Consider the following 22,490-nt stretch of genomic DNA (forward strand, 5'->3'; position numbering starts at 1 on the left):
TCAAGTCACGCATCCCCCCGAAGGGGTTATCATCCCGCGACAACGATGACGACGCCCCGTGCGACTCCCCGGCCATGAACCCGATTCCGCCCCTGCTTGAGACGATCAGGCAGGCGCTGGCGCGCAGCGCCAGCGCGGCCGCGCCTTTCCTGGCACGGGCGACAACGCGCCTGCGCGCCTTCTCCCGGCGGGACGCGCTCATCGCCCTGGCCTGCCTGCCGGGGGCGCTGCTGCTGTACACGCTGCTGCTGATCCCGTTCACCCCGAGCATCAGCGACATCCGCAAGGCCGCCACCGAACGGCCGGCGCAGATTCTCTTCGCCGACGGCAAGAAACTCGCCGAATTCAAGCAGTCGCACCGCGAGTGGGTGAAACTGGCCGACATCTCGCCGCACGTGGTCGACGCCCTGATCGCCACCGAGGACCACCGCTTCTACCAACACCACGGCATCGATTTCCGGCGCACTGCCGCCGCCCTCTTCTACACCGCCAGGGGCGACCGCCAGGGCGGTTCGACGCTGACCCAGCAGCTCGCGCGCAATCTCTATCCCGAGGAGATCGGCCGCGCCCCGACGCTGACGCGCAAGCTCAAGGAAGCCATCACCGCGCTCAAGATCGAGGCGGTGCACAGCAAGGACGAAATCCTCGAAACCTACCTCAACACCGTGCCCTTCCTCTACAACGCCTTCGGCATCGAGATGGCGGCGCGCACCTATTTCGACACCTCGGCCGACCGGCTCGGCGTGCTGCAGAGCGCCACGCTGGTGGGCATGCTCAAGGGCAACAGCTACTACAACCCGGTGCTCAATCCCGAACGCTCGCTGCAGCGGCGCAACATCGTGCTGGCCCAGATGGTCAGGCGCGGCAAGCTGCGGCCGGAGCAGCTCGAATCGCTCAGGAAGGTGCCGCTGCGCCTCGACTTCGAGCGGCAGTTCGAGAAGACCGGGCCGGCGCCGCATTTCGCGCAGTATCTGCGCAAGTGGCTGATCGCCTGGGCCGACCGCAACGGCTACAACATCGCCAGCGACGGCCTGGTGGTGCACACCACGCTCGATTCCCGGCTGCAGGCGCTGGCCAACCAGGCGGTCGAGCAGCACGGGCTGCAGCTGCAGGGCCTGGCCGACGCCGCCTGGGCGCGGCGCTCGGTGTGGAACGTCAAAAACGGGCTGGTCGATACGCTGGTGCGCGAAACGCCGGAGTACCGGGCGGCGCGCACGGCCGGCCGGACGCACGAGCAGGCGGTCAAGGAACTCGCCGCCAACCCGGCGTTCCTGCCGACGCTGCGCCAGCAGAAGACGACGATCCAGGCCGGCTTCCTGGCCGTCGACCCGCGCGACGGCCAGATCAGGGCCTGGGTCGGCAGCCGCGACTTCGACCGCGACGCCTTCGACCACGTGCAGCAGGCGCGGCGCCAGCCGGGCTCGACGTTCAAGCCCTTCGTTTACGGCGAGGCCTTCCGGCAGGGCCTCGGCCCGGAAACCACGCTGGTCGACCAGGCCGTCGAAATCCCGGTCGGCGGCGGCGAAGTCTGGCGCCCGACCGACGGCAAGCCGCCCAGCGGCAAGGAGATGAGCCTGAGCGACGGCCTCGCGTACTCGAAGAACACCATCACCGCGCAGCTGATGCAGAAGGTCGGGCCGGCGCGCGTCGCCCGGCTCGCGCGCGCCATGGGCGTCCGCCAGAGCCGGCTGGAAGCGGTGCCCTCGCTGGCCCTGGGCACCAGCCCGGTATCGCTGTGGGAGATGGTCGCGGCGTACGCCACGATCGCCGACGCCGGCCGCTACCGCGAACCGGTGATGGTCACCCGCATCGAGGACCGCGACGGCCGCGTGATCGAGGCGTTCGCCCCGGCCGCACCCGAGGAGGCGCTCGACGAACGCACCGCCTACACGCTGCTCGACGCCCTGCGCGGCGTGATCGACCGCGGCACCGGCAGCGCCGTCCGCTCCCGCTTCGGCATCCGCGCCGACGTGGCCGGCAAGACCGGCACCACGCAGGACGGCGCCGACGGCTGGTTCATCCTGATGCATCCGCAGCTCGTCGCCGGCGCCTGGGTCGGCTTCAACGATCCGCGCATCACGCTGCGCAGCGACTATTGGGGACAGGGCGCGCACACTGCGCTGCCGATCGTCGGCAGCGTCTTCCGCGGCGCCCTGCGCGCGCGCCTCATCGACGCGCGCGAACGCTTCGCCGCGCCCGACGAGAGCGGCCTGTGGCAGCGCCTGTCGGCCCGCGTCGGCGGCTGGTTCGAGGACTGGTTCCCCGCCGCGCCGCCGGAGCCCCCGAAGAAGGCACCGGCCCCGCCGCCTCCCCCGTCCTCGCCGGCGCCGGACGCCGACCCGCTGCAGGAAGTCATCGACCGCATCCTCGAAGAGGAGAAGCGCGCGGACGCCATCGAACGGACCGCCCGGCAAGCCCTCGAAGACGCGCCGGCGAAGTAACCGGCGTTTCCGCCTCCCGAAATCTCCGCGCTGGAGTTGACTTAGACACGATCAAGATATATCTTGTTAGTGTCTAAACACATCTGGAGGTAAAAAATGCATTTCTTCTCCCAATCGCACAGGGGTCATGGACATCGCTGCTCCGAACGGGGCGGGCGCCCGGACATCCGGCCGGACTTTCCCTTCGGTGGCGGCGGCGGACGGCGGGAACGGATCTTCGCGTCCGGCGACCTGAAATTCGTGGTCCTGCACCTGCTCGGGCAGAAACCCGCGCACGGCTACGAAATCATCAAGGCCATGGGCGACCTCGTCGGCGGCGACTACACGCCGAGTCCGGGCACCATCTATCCGACGCTGACCATGCTGGAGGACCTCGGCTGGATCACCTCGGCCCAGCAGGAGGGCGGCCGCAAGGAGTACCGGATTTCCGCCGAGGGCCAGGCCCGGCTCGACGAACAGCGCGAGACGGTCGAACGCATCCTGGCCCACCTGGGACACGTCCGGAACCGGGCGCACGGCCGGCGCCTGCCGGAAATCATGCGCGCCATGGAAAACCTGAAGACGGCCTTGCGCCTGCGCCTGGGCGACGATGCTCCCGATCCGGCCGTGGCGCGCCGGATTTCGGAAATCATCGACCGCGCCGCCGTCGAGATCGAACGCTGCTGAGGCGGAAGGAGAGGCCATGAAACAGCATCGCTACCGCATCACCGTCGAGCCTCTCGCATCCGCGGACGGCGCGCCGCTCTCCCCGCCGCTCTCCCCGCCGCTCTCCCCGCCGCTCTGCTTCGAAGCCGCGTCGCACGACGAAATCCTGGGGCTGGTGCAGCGCGCCGGCCAACGCGCCGGCTTCGTCGGCGACGACGCCGCGGCATTCACCGTCGGGCTGAAGCTGCTGGGCGAGGTGATGCTCCGGCACCGGGATAACCCGCTGTTCGAGGAGTTCCGTTCGCACTTCGGCCAGTTCATGAAGCGTCTCAAGAAAGGTCCCGCCGCCGAACCGCCGCCCGCTTCCGGCGCCGCGCCGGCCGGGCGGCCCGACGGCGTGCTCGCCCGCTGCGACGGCGCCGTGGAACGCTTCTTCGACACCCTGCGCTGTTCCTGAGCACGCCGCGTCCCGGCCGGATCGCCGGGGTGCGCGCATGCTAAAATCCCGACCCATGGTCATTTCACTCAATGGCGAGTCCCGCCAACTCCCGGAGCCTCTCACCGTGGCCGCGCTGGTCGAATCGCTCGGCTACGCCGGCAAGCGCATCGCGGTCGAGCGCAACGGCGAAATCGTGCCGCGCGGCCGCCACGCGGAAGTCGTCCTGGCGGACGGCGACCGCCTGGAGATCGTCGTCGCCGTCGGCGGCGGCTGACCGCGTTCCGCCGCCGGCCCGGCCGGCGGCGAAGGCTTCCTTCCGTTTCTGTTTCCTCATGGGGATGTCATGGATACTCAACTGCACAGCCTGACGATCGCGGGCCGGACCTACCGCTCGCGCCTGCTGGTCGGCACCGGCAAATACAAGGATTTCGCGCAGACCCGCGCGGCGATCGACGCCTCGGGCGCGGAGATCGTCACCGTCGCCATCCGGCGCGTGAACATCGGCCAGAACCCCGGCGAGCCGAACCTGCTCGATGCGCTGCCGCCGGCGCAGTTCACCATCCTGCCGAACACCGCCGGCTGCTACACCGCGGACGACGCGGTGCGCACGCTGCGCCTCGGCCGCGAACTGCTCGACGGCCACCCGCTGTGCAAGCTCGAAGTGCTCGGCGACCCGAACAACCTGTTCCCGAACATGCCGGAAACGCTGAAGGCCGCCGAAATCCTGGTCAAGGACGGCTTCCAGGTGATGGTGTACTGCGCGGACGACCCGATCCAGGCGCGCATGCTCGAAGACCTCGGCTGCGTGGCGGTGATGCCGCTCGCCTCGCTGATCGGCTCCGGCATGGGCATCGTCAATCCGTGGAACCTGCGCCTGATCATCGACGCGCTCAAGGTGCCGGTGCTCGTCGACGCCGGCGTCGGCACCGCGTCCGACGCGGCGGTGGCCATGGAGCTCGGCTGCGACGGCGTGCTGATGAACACCGCCATCGCCCACGCCAGGGACCCGGTGCTGATGGCCAGCGCCATGAAGAAGGCCGTCGAGGCCGGCCGGGAAGCCTTCCTCGCGGGGCGCATGGCGCGCAAGTACTATTCGGCCGATCCGTCGTCGCCGACCGCCGGCCTGATCGGTTCGTGAGCGCGGATTTGGCAAATCCTGAGCTGGACCGGGAGCGGGAAGGCGCCTATACGGCCGGGCGCGCCGGCCACATCCGCAGCTTCGTGCTGCGCCAGGGGCGCGTGTCCAACGCCCAGCGGCGCTACCACGACGAGATGATGGCCAAGGTCGGCATCCCCTACGCGCCGGCGCCGCTCGACCTCGACGCCGTGTGCGGGCGCCGCGCGCCGCGCATCCTCGAAATCGGCTTCGGCATGGGCGAGACCTCGGCGGCGATCGCCGAGGCCCATCCGCAGACTGACTACATCGGCGTGGAAGTGCACACGCCGGGCGTCGGCAGCCTGTGCAAGCTGATCGCCGAAAAGGGGCTGGCCAACCAGCGCATCATCCAGCACGACGCGGTCGAGGTGCTGCGCGACATGATTGCCGAACGCTCCCTCGACGGCGTGCACATCTTCTTTCCCGATCCCTGGCCGAAGGCGCGCCACCACAAGCGCCGGCTGATCCAGCCGCCGCTCGTCGCCCTGCTCGCCAGCCGGCTGAAGCCGGGCGGCTACATCCACTGCGCGACCGACTGGGAGAACTACGCCGAGCAGATGCTGGAAGTGCTCTCGGCGGAACCGTCGCTGCAAAACACCGCCGACGGCTACGCGCCGCGCCCGGACTACCGGCCGCTGACCAAGTTCGAGCAGCGCGGCCTGCGCCTCGGGCACGGCGTGTGGGATCTGGTTTTCACGCGCGCCTGAGGCGGCGGCGCGGCCCGCTCATTCCAGCCGGAACGTGTAGTGCCAGACCCCGGATTTTCCGGGCAGCCGCCCGACCGCGTAGAATCCCTTGACCGCCGCGTTGTCCAGCAGCGGGAAGCCGCTGCTGACGACGACGCGGACGTCCTCGACGCGGCCGTCGCCGGCAAGCTCGACGAACAGATCGACCGTGCCCTCCTGGCCGAGTCTCCATGCCTGCTCGGGATAGAGAACGTATTCGGCCAGCTTCCTGCGCACGGCCTCCGTCTCGCGCGGAGCGGCCGGTGCGCGGCGGGACGGTGCGGACGCTTCCTTCGGGCGGGGCGGCGGAGGCGGGGATGCCGGCTTGGCCGGCTGCTCGTCCGCCAGCGTATTCTTGAGCAGCGTGTCCGCGACGGGCGGCGGCTCCAGCAGCTTCGCCAGGTCCGGCAGGGGCCGCAGCGACGCCTGCAGCGGCGGCGCGGGCCGCGGCTGGGAGGCCGGGAACGCGCCCGAGAACAGCAGGCTGCCGTGCAGGACAAGCGAAAGCGCAAGGGCGATAATCAGGCGGGCGGACATGTGGCGGGTATTGTGCAACAAATGCCGCCACCCGGTTGAAAGCGAAGGCAAAGGAAATTCGATGCGAAAGATTCTGGCGAAAGGCGGCGTGCTGCTGCTGGGCATGGGCCTGCTGCTCGGGCAGGCGCTGGCGGCGCTGCCCGACCCGGTGACGTTCAGCTGGGCGGTGGAGCGCGGCGACGTGGCCAAGGTGCGGAGCTGGCTCGACGAAGGGCTCGATCCCGAATTCCAGGGCCAGCAGATCGGCACCGGGCTGATGAGCGCCGCTTGGCACGGCAACATCGAGATGATGCAGCTGTTCCTCGAACGCGGCGCCAATCCGCGGCGCGCCAACCGCAACGGCGAGCAGGCGCTGCAGCTGGCGGCGTGGAACGGGCACCTGGAGGCGGTGAAATGGCTGCTCGACCACGGCGCCCCGCTGAACCGCGACGGCAACTACTGGGGCGCGCTGCACTACGCGGCGTTCAACGGCCACAAGGAACTGGCGCGCTACCTGGTCGAGCGCGGCGCCAACGTCAACGCGCGCGCACCCAACGGCTCGACGCCGCTGATGATGGCCGCGCGCGAAGGGCGCGAGGAACTGACGACGCTGCTGCTCGAAGCGGGCGCGGATACGAAGTCGAGGAACGACTGGGGCGACACGGCGCTGACGCTGGCCATGCGCTACGACCATTACCGCGTCGGCAAGATGATCTCCTCGCCCGAGGAGTTCGCCATCGCCGTCAAGGCGCCCAAGGAGGATTTCGGCGTGCCGTCGCGCTCGGCGTCGGCGCCCAGCGAGATCGAGGAACTGCTGGCGAAGATCCGCGAGGCCGAGGCCACCGGGCAGCCGAGCGAGGAACTGCACGCGCAGTTGCGCCAGCGGGTCAACGAGATGCGCGCGCAGGCCTTCGCCCAGCGCGAGGTGCGGCGGCCGGCGCCGCTACCGTACCGGCCGAACTCGATCGTGGTCACCGCCAAGCGCAACCAGTTCGGCGGCGAGCGGGCGCAGATTACCGCCACCGACCGGACGGGCAGGAAGGCGCCCGCGCCGGCCCAGGCGAAGAAGGGCCAGGCCGTGCCGACGATCAAGGTGACGCCGGTCGACCGCGGCGCCATCCAGGCGCGCATCGCCGAGCTGATGCGCCAGATCCGCCTAGCCGAGGCCCAGGGCCGGCCGGCGGCAGCCCTGCGGCAGGAGCTCTACGACGCCGTCGAGGCGCAGAAATAGCCGGCCGCCGCCGCATCAGGCCGGCCGGGCGCCACGTCGAGCAGGCGCGCGAGCGTGTCCGGGATCGCCGCCGGATCGACGGGAATCGCCCGCCCGCGATGCCCCGCGAGCAGGAACGCCACAGCTGACCAGTCCGCCGGGCTTTCCCCCAGGTCCGCCAGGAACTGCCGGGCGATGTCGTCGACGGTGAGCGTGTAGCGGCCCATCCGCTTGACCAGCGCGAAGCGGAAGGGGCCGTGGTTGTGCAGCGAGCGATACACCAGCTCGGAGCAGACGACGTGGCTGCTCCGGTTGAAATCGAAGTCGAAATCGTAGGGCTTGCCGAAGTGTTCGCAGGCGCGGGCCAGCCGTGCCCGGGCCGCGTCCTCGTCCTCGCGCGGCCGCAGCGCCAGCGCGTGGTCGCAGGCCAGCACCTCCTCCAGCGGCCGCATCACCACGCCCGCGTGCTGCGCCTCCAGCACCCAGCCGCGCGGCGCCGCCGCCTCCCGGCTGGCCTCGATCGCCCGCCGGACCGCCGGATGCGCGGCCAAGCCCCGGCGTTCGAGCTCGGCCGGCTGGCCGGCGAAGATGGCCACGTGGCCGAAGAAGCCGGGCAGCAGCGCGGTCGTCGCCTTGTGCTCGGTGCGCGTCAGCAGCAGGTCGCCGGGGCGCAGGCGGCGCGCCAGGTAGTCGAGCGCGGGCGCGTCGATCGCCGGCCGGTAGTCGAGCGTGGTGCGCATGCGCGCCACGGCGTGCCCGAGCAGCGCCTGCGCGCCCCAGCCCGTGGCCCGCAGCGGCGCGAAGAACAGGCGCCAGGTGCTGCGCCGCTCGTACTGCAGGCGCTTGCGCAGCGTCGGCCAGAGCAGGCGCCGGCACCGCGCGCGCAGCGTCCCGATCTGGCGGACGAAGTCGCCCAGCAGCGGGTCCCGGTCCAGGCCGTGGCGCCGGACCGCCTCGGCCTGCGACCGCCAGAAGCGGTCGCCGAGCCGGAACAGGAGCAGGTAGCGCAGCGAGCAGTAGGTCTCCACGACTTCGTCGAAGAACCCCGCCTCGACGCCGAAGCGCGCGTCCGGCTCGTTGAGCTTGTCCCGCACCAGCCGGTGCGGATCGCAGACCTGGATGAAGCGCAGCGATTTGCCGTACATCATCAGCGCGGCGGCGTAGCCGAGGATGAATCCCTTGAGCCGGACCAGCGGATCGCGCTCGCGCGGGTAGTGCACGTAGCGCCACACCGCGGAAAACGTGGCCAGGCGGTAGTTGCGGTAGGAAAGGAGCATCTGCCGCACCCGGTCGTCCTCGTCCGGGGTGAAGTAGCCGCGCCGGCCGGCCTGGGCGGCGGCGACCGCCCGGTCGTACTGCGCTTCGAGCGCGGCCATGCCCGCGAAGATGCCGCGCAGGGTGCGCGCGTCGCGCTCGATGTGCGGCGCGAACGAGGCGTAGCGATCGCTCTCGACCAGTCCGGGGCCGCCGAGCAGCAGCCGGTGCCAGTGGCTCATCGGCCTACGTTCCGGCAACCCGCCGCACCGTGCCCCGCGTGCCGTCGACCTCGACGCGCTCGCCGTTGGCCAGGCACTGCATGATGCCGCGCACCGCCATGACCGCCGGCTTCTGCATTTCGCGGGCGGTTACCGCGCCGTGCGACAAGGGGCCGCCGGATTCGGTGATGACCGCGCTGGCACCGTAGAAGAGCGGCGTCCACGCCGGGTTGGTGGTGCGCGCCACCAGCACCGCGCCTTTCGGGAAGCTGCCGAAATCCTCCGCGCCGCGCAGCAGGAAGACCGGGGCGACCGCCTTGCCGGGGCTGCCCGGGATGCCCGTCCAGGCAGCGTCCGCGCCCGGCGCGCCGGCTTCGTCCGCCGCGGCGTCGCCGCCCGGCATCCAGGCCGGGGAGCGTTGCCTGGCGTTTTCATAGACACGCTTGTTGGCGGCGATCTGTTCGGCAAGCTCGGCCCAGCGCGCCGGACCGGGTTCGAGGATGGCCTGCCCGAGCAAGGGCACGCGCGCGAAAAACACGTCCATCGGCGCGTCGATCAGCCCCAGCTCGACCAGGCGCGCACCGAGCTCCCGCAGGGCGCGACGCAGCGGCAGGGTGAGCCGCGTGGTCTGGTAGTGTTCGAGGTCGTCCAGGCTGGTGTAGATCTGCGCAAGCCGCACCACCTCGGTGACGAAGTAGCGCAGATCGTCGGACACCCGCTGCTGGACCGCGAACAGCGTCTCCTGCATGCGCACTTTCAGCTGCCGCTCATTGGCGCGCGGGTTGAGCAGTTCGCCGCGGGCCATGACGCGCAGCGTGTCGAGCACCACGCCCGGCGCTTCCAGCCAGGTCGGCACGTAGGGATCGAACTCGATTTCGCGGTGGCCGTGCTCGGCCAGCAGGCGGTCGAACGCCGCGACGAAGCCGGGCAGCGCCGGCGCCACCGTGGTCCGCCACTGGTCGAGGATTTCCTGCGTGCCGTGGGCCGCGAAGAATTCCGCGTGCTCGCGCACCATGCCGGCCAACTCGTTGAGCTGGGCGTTGATGGCGCCGGTCTTCGTGTCGCAGTGCGCGAGCAGCGCGTCGAAGGCCGCGGCGGCCTGCGGCGGCCCGAGCACCAGCGCCAGGATGCCGTGCAGCACCTTGTAGAGGACGCGCTGGGTGATCGAGATGGCGATGTTCGGCAGGAAATAGCGCGCGCCGGTCTCGCTGATATCGAGGACGTGCGCCCACAGCGCCTTGAGCCCCAGCCCGGCCAGCGGCATGGCGTTGAATTCGCCGAGGCGCAGCAGGTAGCCGTCGAGGTCGCGCGACCAGTTCACCGGCAGTTCCTGCACCCAGCCGTACTTCTGGCGGATCAGCGGCAGCAGGGCGCGCAGCTCGTCGAGCGAGCGCAGCGCCAGCGGCACGCCGTCGGCGTACAGGCTGACGGCGGTCTGGTTGCCGTAGATGTAACCGTCGAACATGGCGAACCACTTGCCTTCGAACGGCGGCAGCCCCATCAGCCTGAACGAGTGGTTGAGCGAGCGGTGGAAGCCGTCCTCGACCAGCTCCCAGGCCAGCGGCGACACCGGGTTGGGGAAGCGTTCCGCCGACTCGTCGCGCGTCCAGCGCGGCGATATCGAGGTGATCGGCCGGGATTGCAGGACGTGGATCGCATCCTGCGCGATCGCCCATTCGATGTCCTGCGGAAAGCCGTAGTGCGCTTCGATGGTTCTGGCCAGCGCGGCCATCTCGCTCAGCCGCGCCGCGTCGAGCGAGGGCGCGCCGCACTCGGCGCCGTGGATCTCCACTTCTTCCGTGCCGCCGCCGGGCAGGGAGCGGATCTGCATCGTCTTCTCGGCGATGCGCGCCGCGACGACGGCGCCGCTCGCCTTGTCGAGCTGCCAGTGGTCGATCTCCGCCTCGCCGCTGACCACCGATTCGCCCAGCCCGTAGTTGGCGTCCACCACCGCCTTGTCGAGTTCCCCGGAGACCGGGTCGACGGTGAACAGCACGCCGGCCACCTCGGCCTGCACCATGCGCTGCACCACCACGGCCATCGACGTGTCGAGGATGCCGACGCCCACCTGGCGACGGTAGGCCAGCGCGCGGTCGCTCCACAGCGACAACCAGCACTGCTTGACGAACTCCTCCACCCGGCCGGGCGGCACGTTGAGGAAGGTGTCGTGCTGGCCGGCGAAGGCGGCCGCGGCGGTGTCCTCGGCGGTCGCCGAGGAGCGCACCGACACGGATTCCGCCCCGTCCAGCGCGGCCACGGCGGCGCGGATCGCGGCGGCGACCTCCGCCGGCAGGGGCAGCTCGCGCAGGGCGGAGCGGATGGCCTCGGCCTGCGCGCGCAAAGTCTCCGGCGCGGCGAAGTCGAGCTGTCGGACCCGTTCGGCCAGCCAGCCGGCCTGGCCGATGAACAGGTCGTAGGAAGCCCGCGTGACGATCACGCCGCCGGGCACGCGCAGGCCGAAGCCGGTCAGGCGCGCCAGGTTGGCGCCTTTGCCGCCGGCAACGCCCACATCCTGGGCGCGGGGATCGGAGAAGGGAAGAACGTACATGATGAACGGGCCTCGTCAGGAAGGGTCGGATTGGGCGGCGAGCCCGCCGGCCGGGGCGCCCTGCCGCTGCCCGGCGTCGGCCAGCAGGAAGGATGCCCCGGCCAGCGCGGCGCCGGCGAGCAGGTCGATGCAGTAGTGGTAGCGCAGGTAGATCGTCGACGCCCACAGCACGACGATCAGCGGCGTCAGCGCGAGGCCCAGGCGGCGATGGTCGCGCAGCAGCGTCAGCCACAGGAACAGCGACACCGCGACGTGCAGGCTGGGGAAGACGTTGACGTGGTTGCTGCCGCGGCTCACCATCAGCGCGTTCAGCGCCGTCGGCCAGCCGCCTTCGATGGGCGTCGAGAAGCGCCCGGCCATGGCCACATACGGCCCCGCCGCCGGCACCAGCACGTAGCCGAGGAAGCCCAGCCCGTACACGGTGAACAGGCCGCGATAGCAGCGCGCCAGGTGGGGACTGCGCAACAGGTAGAACACCAGCGCGCCGAACAGCAGGACCATGAAGGACATGTAGCCGAGGCTCATCAGGTCGCTCAGCCACGGCGTGATCCACGGCTCCATGCGGAGGCTGAGGTTTTCGCCGACCAGCAGGGCGTCGAGGCCGGCCAGCGCGTCGTCGGCGCGCCACGCGGTGGCGTCCTTGATCGTCGGCCCGAGCAGGGTGAAGGCCAGGTTCATCGCCAGCGGATAGTAGGCCCAGCCCCAGCGGCGCCCGCGCGCGTCCGGCCGGCGCGTCTGCCGCCAGGCCCAGGCGAACGCGGCCAGCAACGCCAGCCAGCCGGCCAGCAGCGGCCAGGCCATCGGCGCCGGCGTGAACACCGTGCCGCGCACCAGGACGACGACGAGAAAGGCCAGCCAGCAGGCTTCGTGCAGTTGCATCATGCGTCGCCTCCGGCGGCGATGCGGCGGCGGGCCTCGGCCACGATGGCGGCGTGCGCGGCGAGCAGTTCCCGCCGCCGCTGCGGCGGCAGGCGCCGGCGGTTGCCGAGCGCGATGGACAGTTTCCGCCAGCGGTACACCGCGCGCAGCCCGGCCAGCGAGACGCCCAGGTAGGCCGCCGCCGCGGCCCAGCCGCCGAGGAACAGGCCGGCGGCGGCCATCGCCGGCACCCACAGGTAGGCCGTCCCGACGCCGGCCAGCGTCCGCCACAGCGCGACGACGTTCGGCGCGTCGGCCAGCCGCCGGGGCGCGAGCCGCGCGGCGATCAGCACCGGCAGGTTGAGCGCGGCGGCCGCGCCGAGCAGCGGCGTCAGGCACAGCCACGGCAGCAGGTACAGCGCCGGCCGGCGCGTCGGCACCAGCGGCACGCCCTGGTGCAGGCGCAGCCCGTCGGTCCGCGCGGCGGCGCGCAGCGCCTCCCACGCCGCCGGCGACGCGCCGTGCATGGCATGCAGCGCCCGGGCGTAGGCGATGTCCCGCTGGCCGAGCGTCGCCGCGTAGGCCAGCGTCTCGGTGGCGGCGCGCTCCTCCGGCGTGTCGCAGTCCAGGCCGACGGTTTCCAGCCCGCGCGTGACGGCGCGCATGATCTCGGCGGCACGCGGCCGGCCCGTGAAGACGATGGCCGCGCCCACCTCGACGTCGACGTCGCTTTGCCATTCGGTCGCCGCCTCGTAGTGCGCGGCCAGCGGCACCACCGTCAGCGCCGGCAGGCGTTCGAGCGCGGCCTGGACCAGCAGCGCGATGCCGGCGTGGAACTTCAGATGGCGCGGTCCGAGCTCGCTCGTCCCCTCGGGGAAGAACATCAGCTGCCCGCCGCCGGCCAGGTGCTCGACGCAGCGGTCGAACGACGCCGCGTTGTCGACGCGCGCGCCGTCCTGTTCCCGGTCCTTGGCCCGCACCAGCTCGATGCCGTCGAAGATCAGGCGCATCCAGGGCCGGCGGCGCAGTTGGCTGGACAAGGTGGCGCGGGCGCGCGGGACGACCTGCCGGTACACCATGCCGTCGATCGCGCCGTTGCGGTGCAGGCAGGCGTAGAGCACCGGCCCGCCCTGCGGCACCGGCGCGCCGCTGGCCCGGACCCGGTGGAAGGCGAAGCGGGCCATGTTCCGGTACAGGAAGGCAAACCACGCTCGCTTCAGCATGCGCGTTCCCCAGCGCGAGGCAGGGCGCGGCGGCCGGCGGTCATGGCGCCGCGCCCTTGAGCGCGCGCACGGCGGCGGCCAGGGCGGCGGCGTTGACGCTGCCGGCCGCCAGCGGGGCGCCGGCGGCGACGGCGATCCTCTGCGCGAAGCGCAGATGCCGCAGCCGCCCGCCGAGCGTGCCGTGGCGCCGGGAGAACAGGCTGCCCCACAGCCCGGACAGCGCCAGCGGCACGACCGGCGCCGACACGCCGGCGACCACGCGGTCGAGCCACGGCTGGAACGGCCGCATTTCGCCGTCCGTGGAGACGCCGCCTTCCGGGAAGACGGCGACCAATTCGCCGGCGGCCAACGCGGCATGGATCGCGGCCAGGGTCGCCGCATCCGGCTCCGCGTCGACCGGGATCGCCCGCCCCTGCCGGAGCAGGAAGGACAGCACCGGCATGGCGAAAAAGCGCCGGCCGATGACGAAGCGGATCGGCCGCCGGCAGGCCGCGGTGATCACCAGCGAGTTGACGTAGCTCACGTGGTTGCAGACGAGCAGCGCCGGCCCTTCGTCGGGGATCGACTCCACGCCCCGCTTCTCCAGGCGGTAGAGCGAGTGCACCAGCAGCCAGACGACGAAGCGGATCAGGAACTCGGGCACCAGCCGGTAGATGTAGACCGCTACCACGGCGTTGCACAGCGCGGCCACGCCGAACAGCGCGGGGATCGACAGCCCGCTCGCCAGCAGACCGGCCGCGGCGCCGGCGCCGATCACCATGAACAGCGCGTTGACGATGTTGTTGGCGGCGATGATCCGGGCCCGGTGGCTGGCGTTCGAGCGGACCTGCATCAGCGCGTAGAGCGGCACGATGAAGAAGCCGCCGAACAGGCCGATGGCGAACAGGTCGGCCAGCACGTGCAGCGTCAACGGCATGGCCAGCAGCGCCAGCGTCGGCAGCGTCTGGGACGGTGGCGCGGCGGGCGAGGCGAAGGCCAGGTCGAGGCCGAAGACGGTCAGCCCGAGCGAGCCGAAAGGCACCAGCCCGATCTCCACCTGCCGCGCCGACAGGCGTTCGCAGAGCAGCGACCCGAGGCCGATGCCCAGCGTGAACACGCCGAGCAGCAGGGTGACGCTCGCCTCGCTGCCGCCCAGCACGTTCTTCGCGTAGGCCGGGAATTGCGCCAGCAGCAGCGCGCCGAACAGCCAGAACCACGAGATGCCGAGGATGGACAGGAAGACCGTGCGGTTCTCGCGGGCGAAGCCGATGTTGTGCCAGGTTTCGGTGATCGGGTTGGGATTGATGCGCAGCCCCGGCTCGGGCGCCGGCGCGGCGGGGATGCCGCGGCTCGCCGCGTAGCCGGCCGCGGCGGTGGCCAGCCCGGCGCCGGTGATCCACAGCGTGCCGCGCTCGCCGCCGGCCAGCAGCCCCCCGGCCAGCGTGCCGAGCAGGATGGCGACGAAAGTGCCGGCCTCGATCAGCGCGTTGCCGCCGACCAGCTCGTCCTCGCGCAGGTGCTGCGGCAGGATGGCGTATTTCACCGGCCCGAACAGCGTCGAGTGCAGGCCGAGCAGGAACAGGCTGGAAAGCAGCAGCGCCAGGCTGTGCAGCCAGAAGCCGGCGCCGGCGATCAGCATGATGGCGATTTCCAGCAGCTTGACGAGGCGCGCCAGCCGGGCCTTGTCGTACTTGTCGGCCAGCTGCCCGGCCGTGGCGGAGAACAGGAAGAAGGGCAGGATGAAGATGCCGGCGGCGAGGTTGGCGAGCAGTTCGGGCTGCAGCGCCGTCCATTGCGCGGTCTGGAAGGTGAGCAGGACGATCAGCGCGTTCTTGAACAGGTTGTCGTTGAAGGCGCCGAGAAACTGCGTCCCGAAGAACGGGCCGAAGCGGCGCGCGGCGAGCAGGGAGAACTGGGAGCTCATCGCTGCCTACTCCTCGCCGGCCGGCGCGGTTTCGGCCAGGCGCTTGAGCGCGACGTAGTCGGTCTTGCCGGACCCCAGCAGCGGAATCTCCGCGATGCGCCGGACGATGCGCGGCACCGCCAGCTCGGGCGAGCCGGCGGCCCTGGCGGCGGCGCTCAGGCGCTCGCGCGTCAGGTCCGGCGCGGTGGTGAACAGCACCAGCGCCTCGCCCTTGGCGGCGTCCGGGCGGGTCGACGCGGCGTGGGTGAAGCCCGGCGCGGCGGCGGCCGCGTTCTTTTCCACCACCTCCAGCGAAATCATCTCCCCGGCGATCTTGGCGAAACGCTTGAGCCGGCCGCGGATGTGCAGGTAGCCCTCGCCGTCGCATTCGACCACGTCGCCGGTCGAATACCAGCCCTCGCCCAGCGAAGCGGGCGGGCGCAGCACGCCGGGCTGGTCGAAGAGCAGGTAGCCCTTCATCACGTTCGGGCCTTTCACGTGCAGCTCGCCGCCCTGCGCGATGCCCGGGACGGGCTCGATCTCGCATTCCATGCCGGGCAGCAGCTGCCCGACGCTGCCGCTGCGGCAGGCCATCGGCACGTTGACCGCGATCACCGGCGCGCACTCGGTCACGCCGTAGCCTTCGAGGATGCGGATGCCGAACTTCTCGATCCACTGCGCGCGCACGTCCTCCGCGAGCTTCTCGGCGCCGGCCACCACGTAGCGCAGCCGGCCGAAGTCGTAGGGATGCGCGTACTTGCCGTAGTTGCCGAGGAAGGTCGAGGTACCGAAAAGCACCGTGCAGTCGCGGTCGTAGACGATTTCGGGAATGATCCGGTAGTGCAGCGGGCTCGGGTAGAGGAACACCTTGCAGCCGGCGACCAGCGGCAGCAGGACGCCGCAGGTCAGCCCGAAGGAGTGGAACAGGGGCAGCGCCACCATGAACTTGTCGCGCGGCATGAAATCGGCCACCGCGCGGATCTGCGCGACGTTGGCGAGCAGCGAGTCGTGCGAATGCACCACGCCTTTCGGCTTGCCTTCCGAACCCGAGGTGAACAGCACCACGGCCGCGTCGCCGGTGGCCTGCGGCACGGCGGCGCCGGCCGGGAAAAGCAGGCGCCAGAGTATCCACAGCTTGTCCAGCGGCCCGATGTGCCGCTTGAAATCCTCGAGATAGAGGATCGAGATGCCATCCAGCTGCGCGAGCACCGGCGCCAGCCGCGCCTTGTTGACGAAGCCGCGCGAGGCGACGATCGTGCGGATGCCGGCCGCGGTGCACGCCGCGCGCATGCCGTCCGCGCCGGCCGTGTAGTTGAGCATGGCCGGCACGCGCCTGCCGAGCGACAGGCCGAGCACCAGGCCCAGCGTCGGCGCGGCGTTGGGCGTCAGCACGCCGACGATCTCCCCCGGCGCGGTCAGGCGCCGCGTGACCCGCGCCAGCGCCAGCGCCATCCTGAGCAGCGAGCCGTAGGACTCCTCGACCAGCCGGATGTCCTCGACCAGCTTGTACTGCGCGCCGAAGGTCTTCCTGCCGTCGAGGAAGGCCTCGAACAGGGTGCGTTGCGGGCGCGTCGCCACCAGCATGTCGAGCAGGACGCGGCGCATCAGCTCGCCGGACCGGCGCCGGCGCTCCTTGGCCGACGGCAGGTCGGGCATCGGCAGCGTGCGCCGGGGCAGCACGGAGATCGTCACCTTGGGGAACAGCTTGCGCGGATAGACGCCGGCCAGCCGCCCGAAATAGCTGCGCGCCGCGCCGTCGATGCGCACCGGCACGATGGTCGCGCCGGTACGCGCGGCGACGAAGGCGGCGCCTTCGTAGATCTTCATCAGCGAGCCGGTCTTGGTGATCCGCCCTTCGGGGAAGATCACCACCGGCTGCCCGCTCTCGACCAGCTTGACGATCTGCTTCATCGCCAGCGGGCTGGCCGAATCGATCACCAGATGCGGGATGAAGCGCAGCAGGAAGGAGAAGAACGGATGGTCGGCGATCTGGGTATGCACCACGAACACTGCGTCGACCGGCATCATCAGGCCGATCAGCAGGCCGTCGATGAACGATTCGTGGTTGGCGACGATGAGCGTCCGCTCATTGACGAACACCGAAGTGTCGCCGGTCATCTCGACGCGGAATACGAGCCGCAAAACGAGGCGCAACAAGGTCCTGGAGATCATCATCACACCCCTTTTCAATGGTTGGCCGCCGCCGGGCATCCGCCGCGGCGCGCGGCTTCCCGTCCCTCCGCGCCGGCACGCGGGTCCGCTGCGCGTTGGACCAACCGATTCACGATAAGCGCCGCGGCGGCCGTCGCCAGCAGGTGCTTCGCCGTATGGCCGGTCAGCAGGTGCAGGACGGCGCCGAGCTGGTGATCGTGGAGCTCGGCCAGCTTGGCGGCGACGTATAGTAGCAGCGCCATGCCAAATGCACTACGGTCCGCGCGCGGGCTGTCATGCAGCCATTGCCACAGGGGAATCAGGACCAGCGGGGCGGCCTGCAGGAGCAGGTAAGGGCGCAGATCGCCCGTGCCGGCGGGCCCGGAAAAATACCACCACGCCACGCTCGCGGCGCCGCACCCGGCCAGCCCGAGGGTCGGCCATTTGTCGTCCCGTCCGCGCGTGTCGCCCCACACGCCGGCCAGCAGTCCGGCGCAGGCCAGCGCGATCGGCAGGCGGTCCCAGACCAGGCGGGCGTCGGTCGGCGCCCAGTGATACCACGCCGAACCGAACGCGGTCAGGAACAGGGCGACCACGAACAGCCGGTAGCCGGCCCGCTCCGCCCAGAGCGCCGAGCCCGCCAGCCCGCGCCAGCCCCACAGGGCGATCAGCGCGAAGCCGAGGTTGGAGGCGACGTCCGCGAAATGCGGAATGCCCAGGCGTAGCGTGCGGTCGGCGAAATCATGGTAATCGGCGGGCTGGACGATCGGGCCGTGCCACAGGGCGGCAAGCGCCATGGCGGCGGCGACGGCGGCGGGAAGGTGGCAGCGGAAAGCTCTCATGCGCGTTCTCCTGGAAAAAAACAGTGCGCGCAGCTTGCAGGACGTTGGACGGAAAATATACCAATACGAGAATCGTGCCGTGTATCATCCAAAAAAGTAGCTTAATACGATACTTTCTCCATGAACGAGATCGACCAGCTGGTGCACACGCTCAAGCGGCGCCTGAAGAGCCAGGGAATGACCTATCGCGATCTGGCCAAGGCGCTCGGGCTCTCCGAAGCGAGCGTCAAGCGCCAGTTCGCCGCGCGGCGCTTCAGCCTCGACCGCCTCGTCGACATCGCCAACCTGCTCGGCTACACGCTGGCCGAACTGGCGCAGGACGCGGCGATCACGGAAAACCGCCTGCATACGCTGACCGAGGCGCAGGAAAAGGAAGTCGTCTCCGACACCGGGCTGCTCCTAGTCGCCGTGTGCGTGCTCAACCAGTGGGAGATCGGCGACATCGTCGGCACCTACCGGCTGACCGAGGCCGAATGCATCCAGAAGCTCGCCCGGCTCGACCGGCTGCGCCTGATTACCCTGCTGCCGGGCAACCGTGTCCGGCTCAACGTGGCGCGCGATTTCGACTGGCTGCCGCGCGGCCCGATCCGCGCGTTTTTCCGGGAGCAGGGGCTGGCGGATTTCCTGACCGGCGCCTTCGCGCACGACGGCGAGGTGCTGGCGTTTTCCCACGCCATGCTGACCGGCCCCGCGACAGCGAAGATGCAGGCAGAAATCCGCAAGCTGCGCCAGAAATTCTCCGAACTGCACGCGGAAAGCCTGGCGTCACCGCTCGCCAGGCGCACGGGCACGGGCCTGCTGCTGGCCATGCGCGCCTGGGAGATCGAGGCGTTCACCCGGCTGCGGCGGCAGCCGGCCGGAACGCGCGCCGATTCCGGAAAAAGTGTGCACTAATTCACAGTGCGGTTCGCGACGGCGCACTAGACTACCGCCGTCATCGTGTCTTTTCCTGAAGGGACCGCCATGAGAACCGTTCCGTTTTCCGCGTTCGCCATTGCCGCGACCGTATCGGGTTCCGCCTTCGCCGGGATCGTCGTCGATGGCAATCTGGCCGACTGGCAGATCAACAAGACCACCTGGGTGTCGTCGCTGGCCGGCGTGCACTCCACCATCGAGGACAGCACGGGCAGCGGCGCCTACTACCTGAATCCCGGCTACGGCGGGCAGGCCTACGACGCCGAGGCGATGTACGCCACGTTCCGGGACGGCAAGCTGTTCATCGCGCTGGCGACCGGCCACAATCCCCTGACCGTCAACAATCCCAACGGCAACGTCTATGCCGCCGGCGACTTCGCCATCGATTTCGGCAAGGACGGCACGTACGAACTGGGGATCAACGTGGTCAACAACTTCACCGGCGGCGTGCTCGGCGGAATCTACGGTTCGCCCATCTGGGCCTACGGCCTCTGGGATGCCGCGGGCAACGAGACGCACAACGCCGCCAGCGTGGACAAGACGCACCCCACGTCGCTGCTCGGCGGATCGCTGCTCGGCCTGGCCACCTACAGCTACACCACCACCGGCGCCACGGGCTACGGCAGCCAGAAAAACGACACGCACTACTTCTATGAAGTCAGCCTCGATCTCGACGTGCTGCGCAAGGCCGGCTGGGACGGCGGCGCGTTCGACATCCACTGGACCCAGAACTGCGCCAACGACAACATCCTGGTCGATCCGGGCCAGTACGTGCCGGAGCCCGGCTCGCTGGCGCTGGCGGGCGTCGGCATGATCGGCCTGCTCGGCGGCGGCCTACGCCGCCGCTCGCCGCGCTGAACTAGTCCAGGAACATCTCCAGCAGGCGGTTGAGGAAACGCCGCCCACGCGGGGTCGGCGCGATGCGTCCGGCCTCGCGCACGAGCAATCCCTCGTCTTCCGCGCGGCGCAGGATCGTCTCGACGGCGATCAGCGGCTGCGCCGTGCGCGCCTCGAACAGCGCGGCATCGAAGCCCTCGTTGAGGCGCAGTGCGTTCATCATGAACTCGAAGGGCTGGTCGGCCGCGCCCACCGAAAACTCGTCCTGCAGCGGCTGGCCTGCGGCCACTCCAGAAAGGTACTGCTTCGGCTGCTTCCAGCGCATCTGCCGGCGTACTTCCCACGCCTTGCCGTCGTGCAGCGTCAGTTTGCCGTGCGCGCCGGCGCCGATGCCGATATAGTCGCCGAAGGTCCAGTAATTGAGGTTGTGCCGGCATTGACGTTCCGGCCGGGCGAACGCCGAGGTTTCGTAATGGACGAACCCGGCCTCGGCCAGCCGGGCTTCGATGGCGTCCTGCATGTCGGCGCAGCGGTCGGGATCGGGCAGCGCGGGCGGCGAGACGGCGAACGCCGTGTTCGGCTCGACGGTGAGCTGGTAGCAGGACAGGTGCGTCGGCGCGAAAGCGAGCGCCTGCTCCACGTCGGCGAGCGCCTGCTCGACGGTCTGTCCCGGCAGGCCGTACATCAGGTCGAGGTTGAAGTTGTCGAAGTGATGCGCGGCGAGCGCCGCGGCGCGCCGTGCCTGAGCGGCGTCGTGGATGCGGCCGAGCGCCTTGAGCTGCGCCGGATCGAAGCTCTGGATGCCGAGCGACAGGCGGTTGACGCCGGCCGCGCGGAAGGCGGCGAACTTGTCGGCCTCGACGGTGCCGGGGTTGGCCTCCAGCGTGATCTCCGCGCCGTGCACCAGCTGCAGGCGGGTGCGGACGGCGGTGAGCAGCGTGTCGAGCGCCTCGGCAGAAAGCAGGCTCGGCGTGCCGCCGCCGAGGAAGACGCTGACGATCCGGCGGCCCCAGACGAGCGGCAGCGCCGATTCCAGGTCGGCGATCAGCGCGGCGACGTACTCGGCTTCCGGCAGACCGTCGCGCAGCGCATGCGAATTGAAGTCGCAGTACGGGCACTTCTGCACGCACCAGGGAATGTGCACGTAGAGCGACAACGGCAGCGGGGTGCGGAATTCCAGCGCGCCGGGGTGCGCCGACGGAGCCGCGGCCGCCGGCCGGATCGGGATGATGCGCGCGGCTTTGCGCTGGGTCATGCGCGGCGGGTTTGCAGCCGGTCCACCAGCAGCGCCAGCGCCTGGCCGCGATGCGACCGGCGGTTCTTCTCGGCGGCGTCGAGTTCCGCCACGGTCATGCCGGCGTCCGGCAGGAAGAAGTAGGGGTCGTAGCCGAAGCCGCCCGCCCCGCGCGGCACGTTGACGATCTCGCCGTGCCATTCGCCTTCGGCGATGACCGGCTGCGGATCGCCGGCGTGGCGCACGAAGACCAGCACGCAGACGTAATGCGCGCGCCGGTCGGCCTGCCCGGCGAGGTCGGCAACCAGCTTTTGATTGTTGCGCTCATCCGACTTCGGCTCGCCGGCGTAGCGGGCCGAGTAAACGCCCGGCGCGCCGCCGAGCGCGTGCACGCACAGCCCGGAATCGTCGGCCAGCGCCGCCAGGCCGGTCGCCGCCGCGGCGTGCCGCGCCTTGGCCAGCGCGTTCTCGACGAAGGTGCCGTGCGGTTCCTCGCACTCGGAGACGCCGAGTTCCTGCTGGGGAATCGTCTCCCAGCCGAGCGGCGCGAGCAGCGCGCCGAATTCGCGCAGCTTGCCGGGATTGTTCGAGGCGACGACGAGTTTCATGGCGGATTCCTGTGCAACGGGCGCGGCGCAAATGCGTTTGCGCCGCGTTCGATCGAAAGAGAGAGGCTCACCCCGCGAGGGCGGCCTTCTGGAAGGCGACGAGCTGCCGGATGCCGGCCTCGGCCAGGTCGACCAGCCAGTCCATCTGCGCGCGCGTGAAGGGCGCGCCCTCGGCGGTGCCCTGGATTTCGACGATGCCGCCGGCGCCGGTCATCACCACGTTCATGTCGGTGTCGCACGCCGAATCCTCGGGGTAGTCGAGGTCGAGCACCTGCTGGCCGTCGAAGATGCCGACCGAGACGGCGGCGACGTGGTCGCGTAGCGGGCTGGCCGCGAGCTTGCCCTGGGCGACCAGTTCCGCGCAGGCGTCGTGCAGCGCCAGCCAGGCGCCGGTGATCGAGGCGCAGCGTGTGCCGCCGTCGGCCTGCAGCACGTCGCAGTCGAGCGTGATCTGGCGCTCGCCGAGCGCGGCGAGGTCGGTCACGGCGCGCAGCGAGCGGCCGATCAGGCGCTGGATTTCCAGGGTGCGCCCGGACTGCTTGCCCTTGGCCGCCTCGCGCGCGGTGCGCGTATGCGTCGAGCGCGGCAGCATGCCGTATTCGGCGGTGACCCAGCCGCGCCCCTGGCCGCGCAGGAAGGACGGCACGGATTCTTCGACGCTGGCGGTGCACAAAACCTTGGTGTTGCCCATTTCGATGAGCACGGAGCCTTCGGCGTGGCAGGTGAAGCGGCGGACGATGCGCACCTCGCGCAGTTGCGCGGGCTGACGTTGACTGGGTCGCATG

General features: G+C 70.4%; 20 protein-coding genes. 9 read left to right on the top strand and 11 right to left on the bottom strand.

From position 1 onward, the window contains the following. Nucleotides 1-74 precede the first annotated feature (74 nt). From QM701_RS10345 to trmB, 6 genes are all read left to right on the top strand, one after another. Nucleotides 75-2,441 (top strand): penicillin-binding protein 1A, encoded by a 2,367-nt coding sequence (locus tag QM701_RS10345; RefSeq protein ID WP_415166983.1) that lies wholly within the window; start codon nucleotides 75-77, stop codon nucleotides 2,439-2,441. Between the two features lie 96 nt (nucleotides 2,442-2,537). Further along, nucleotides 2,538-3,107 (top strand): PadR family transcriptional regulator, encoded by a 570-nt coding sequence (locus QM701_RS10350; RefSeq protein ID WP_415166984.1) that lies wholly within the window; start codon nucleotides 2,538-2,540, stop codon nucleotides 3,105-3,107. Nucleotides 3,108-3,123: 16 nt separating this feature from the next. Beyond that, nucleotides 3,124-3,543, top strand: a complete 420-nt coding sequence (locus tag QM701_RS10355; RefSeq protein ID WP_415166985.1) for a DUF3861 domain-containing protein — start codon at nucleotides 3,124-3,126, stop codon at nucleotides 3,541-3,543. A gap of 55 nt (nucleotides 3,544-3,598) precedes the next feature. Further along, nucleotides 3,599-3,799: a sulfur carrier protein ThiS gene (gene thiS / locus QM701_RS10360; protein WP_415169380.1), complete on the top strand. Its 201-nt coding sequence runs from the start codon at nucleotides 3,599-3,601 to the stop codon at nucleotides 3,797-3,799. Nucleotides 3,800-3,868: 69 nt separating this feature from the next. Next, entirely contained in the window at nucleotides 3,869-4,663 is a 795-nt protein-coding gene (locus QM701_RS10365; protein ID WP_415166986.1) for a thiazole synthase, read from the top strand. Between the two features lie 23 nt (nucleotides 4,664-4,686). Further along, a complete protein-coding gene (gene trmB, locus QM701_RS10370) occupies nucleotides 4,687-5,388 on the top strand; it encodes a tRNA (guanosine(46)-N7)-methyltransferase TrmB (RefSeq protein ID WP_415169381.1) in 702 nt (233 codons plus the stop codon). A gap of 18 nt (nucleotides 5,389-5,406) precedes the next feature. On the opposite strand, the gene QM701_RS10375 is transcribed toward trmB, so the two are convergent. Continuing rightward, a complete protein-coding gene (locus QM701_RS10375) occupies nucleotides 5,407-5,961 on the bottom strand; it encodes an energy transducer TonB (RefSeq protein ID WP_415166987.1) in 555 nt (184 codons plus the stop codon). A 43-nt stretch (nucleotides 5,962-6,004) separates the two neighbouring features. Here QM701_RS10375 and QM701_RS10380 point away from each other — a divergent pair, with 43 nt between their 5' ends. Then, nucleotides 6,005-7,153 (top strand): ankyrin repeat domain-containing protein, encoded by a 1,149-nt coding sequence (locus tag QM701_RS10380; RefSeq protein WP_415166988.1) that lies wholly within the window; start codon nucleotides 6,005-6,007, stop codon nucleotides 7,151-7,153. Here the strand turns inward: QM701_RS10380 and QM701_RS10385 are convergent. Genes QM701_RS10385 through QM701_RS10415 form a run of 7 tightly spaced genes read right to left on the bottom strand, consistent with a single transcriptional unit; the run spans nucleotide 7,126 to nucleotide 18,111 of the window. Further along, the gene (locus tag QM701_RS10385) at nucleotides 7,126-8,628 is read right to left on the bottom strand and encodes a YiiX/YebB-like N1pC/P60 family cysteine hydrolase (RefSeq protein WP_415166989.1); all 1,503 of its coding nucleotides are present in this window, start codon (nucleotides 8,626-8,628) and stop codon (nucleotides 7,126-7,128) included. The two genes, QM701_RS10380 and QM701_RS10385, sit on opposite strands and share 28 nt — an antisense overlap. 4 nt (nucleotides 8,629-8,632) lie before the next feature. Beyond that, complete coding sequence (locus QM701_RS10390) at nucleotides 8,633-11,155, bottom strand: PEP/pyruvate-binding domain-containing protein (protein WP_415166990.1); 2,523 nt, start codon at nucleotides 11,153-11,155, stop codon at nucleotides 8,633-8,635. A 15-nt stretch (nucleotides 11,156-11,170) separates the two neighbouring features. After that, nucleotides 11,171-12,037, bottom strand: coding sequence for a phosphatase PAP2 family protein (locus QM701_RS10395; protein ID WP_415166991.1), 867 nt, complete (start codon nucleotides 12,035-12,037; stop codon nucleotides 11,171-11,173). After that, the gene (locus tag QM701_RS10400; protein ID WP_415166992.1) at nucleotides 12,034-13,236 is read right to left on the bottom strand and encodes a 1-acyl-sn-glycerol-3-phosphate acyltransferase; all 1,203 of its coding nucleotides are present in this window, start codon (nucleotides 13,234-13,236) and stop codon (nucleotides 12,034-12,036) included. The genes QM701_RS10395 and QM701_RS10400 overlap by 4 nt, the downstream gene beginning before the upstream one ends. 40 nt (nucleotides 13,237-13,276) lie before the next feature. After that, the gene (locus QM701_RS10405) at nucleotides 13,277-15,139 is read right to left on the bottom strand and encodes an MFS transporter (protein ID WP_415166993.1); all 1,863 of its coding nucleotides are present in this window, start codon (nucleotides 15,137-15,139) and stop codon (nucleotides 13,277-13,279) included. A gap of 6 nt (nucleotides 15,140-15,145) precedes the next feature. Further along, nucleotides 15,146-17,293, bottom strand: coding sequence for a bifunctional acyl-ACP--phospholipid O-acyltransferase/long-chain-fatty-acid--ACP ligase (gene aas, locus QM701_RS10410; RefSeq protein ID WP_415166994.1), 2,148 nt, complete (start codon nucleotides 17,291-17,293; stop codon nucleotides 15,146-15,148). A gap of 11 nt (nucleotides 17,294-17,304) precedes the next feature. Further along, complete coding sequence (locus tag QM701_RS10415) at nucleotides 17,305-18,111, bottom strand: hypothetical protein (RefSeq protein ID WP_415166995.1); 807 nt, start codon at nucleotides 18,109-18,111, stop codon at nucleotides 17,305-17,307. 120 nt (nucleotides 18,112-18,231) lie between these two features. Between QM701_RS10415 and QM701_RS10420 the strand changes: the two genes are divergently transcribed. Both QM701_RS10420 and QM701_RS10425 read left to right on the top strand, forming a co-directional pair. After that, entirely contained in the window at nucleotides 18,232-19,005 is a 774-nt protein-coding gene (locus QM701_RS10420) for a helix-turn-helix domain-containing protein (protein ID WP_415166996.1), read from the top strand. A gap of 69 nt (nucleotides 19,006-19,074) precedes the next feature. Next, complete coding sequence (locus tag QM701_RS10425; RefSeq protein WP_415166997.1) at nucleotides 19,075-19,884, top strand: PEP-CTERM sorting domain-containing protein; 810 nt, start codon at nucleotides 19,075-19,077, stop codon at nucleotides 19,882-19,884. Between the two features lies 1 nt (nucleotide 19,885). Here QM701_RS10425 and hemW read toward each other — a convergent pair whose 3' ends face one another. From hemW to rph, 3 genes are all read right to left on the bottom strand, one after another. Then, nucleotides 19,886-21,118, bottom strand: a complete 1,233-nt coding sequence (gene hemW, locus QM701_RS10430) for a radical SAM family heme chaperone HemW (RefSeq protein WP_415166998.1) — start codon at nucleotides 21,116-21,118, stop codon at nucleotides 19,886-19,888. After that, nucleotides 21,115-21,705, bottom strand: coding sequence for an RdgB/HAM1 family non-canonical purine NTP pyrophosphatase (rdgB, locus tag QM701_RS10435; protein WP_415166999.1), 591 nt, complete (start codon nucleotides 21,703-21,705; stop codon nucleotides 21,115-21,117). Before rdgB ends, hemW begins: the two co-directional genes overlap by 4 nt. Nucleotides 21,706-21,772: 67 nt before the next feature. Next, nucleotides 21,773-22,489 carry a ribonuclease PH gene (rph, locus tag QM701_RS10440; protein ID WP_415167000.1) on the bottom strand — a complete coding sequence of 239 codons (717 nt, stop codon included), beginning with the start codon at nucleotides 22,487-22,489 and terminating at the stop codon, nucleotides 21,773-21,775. Between the last annotated feature and the right edge of the window lies 1 nt (nucleotide 22,490).

It is taken from the genome of Propionivibrio sp. (assembly GCF_047602565.1).
Lineage (GTDB): Bacteria > Pseudomonadota > Gammaproteobacteria > Burkholderiales > Rhodocyclaceae > Propionivibrio.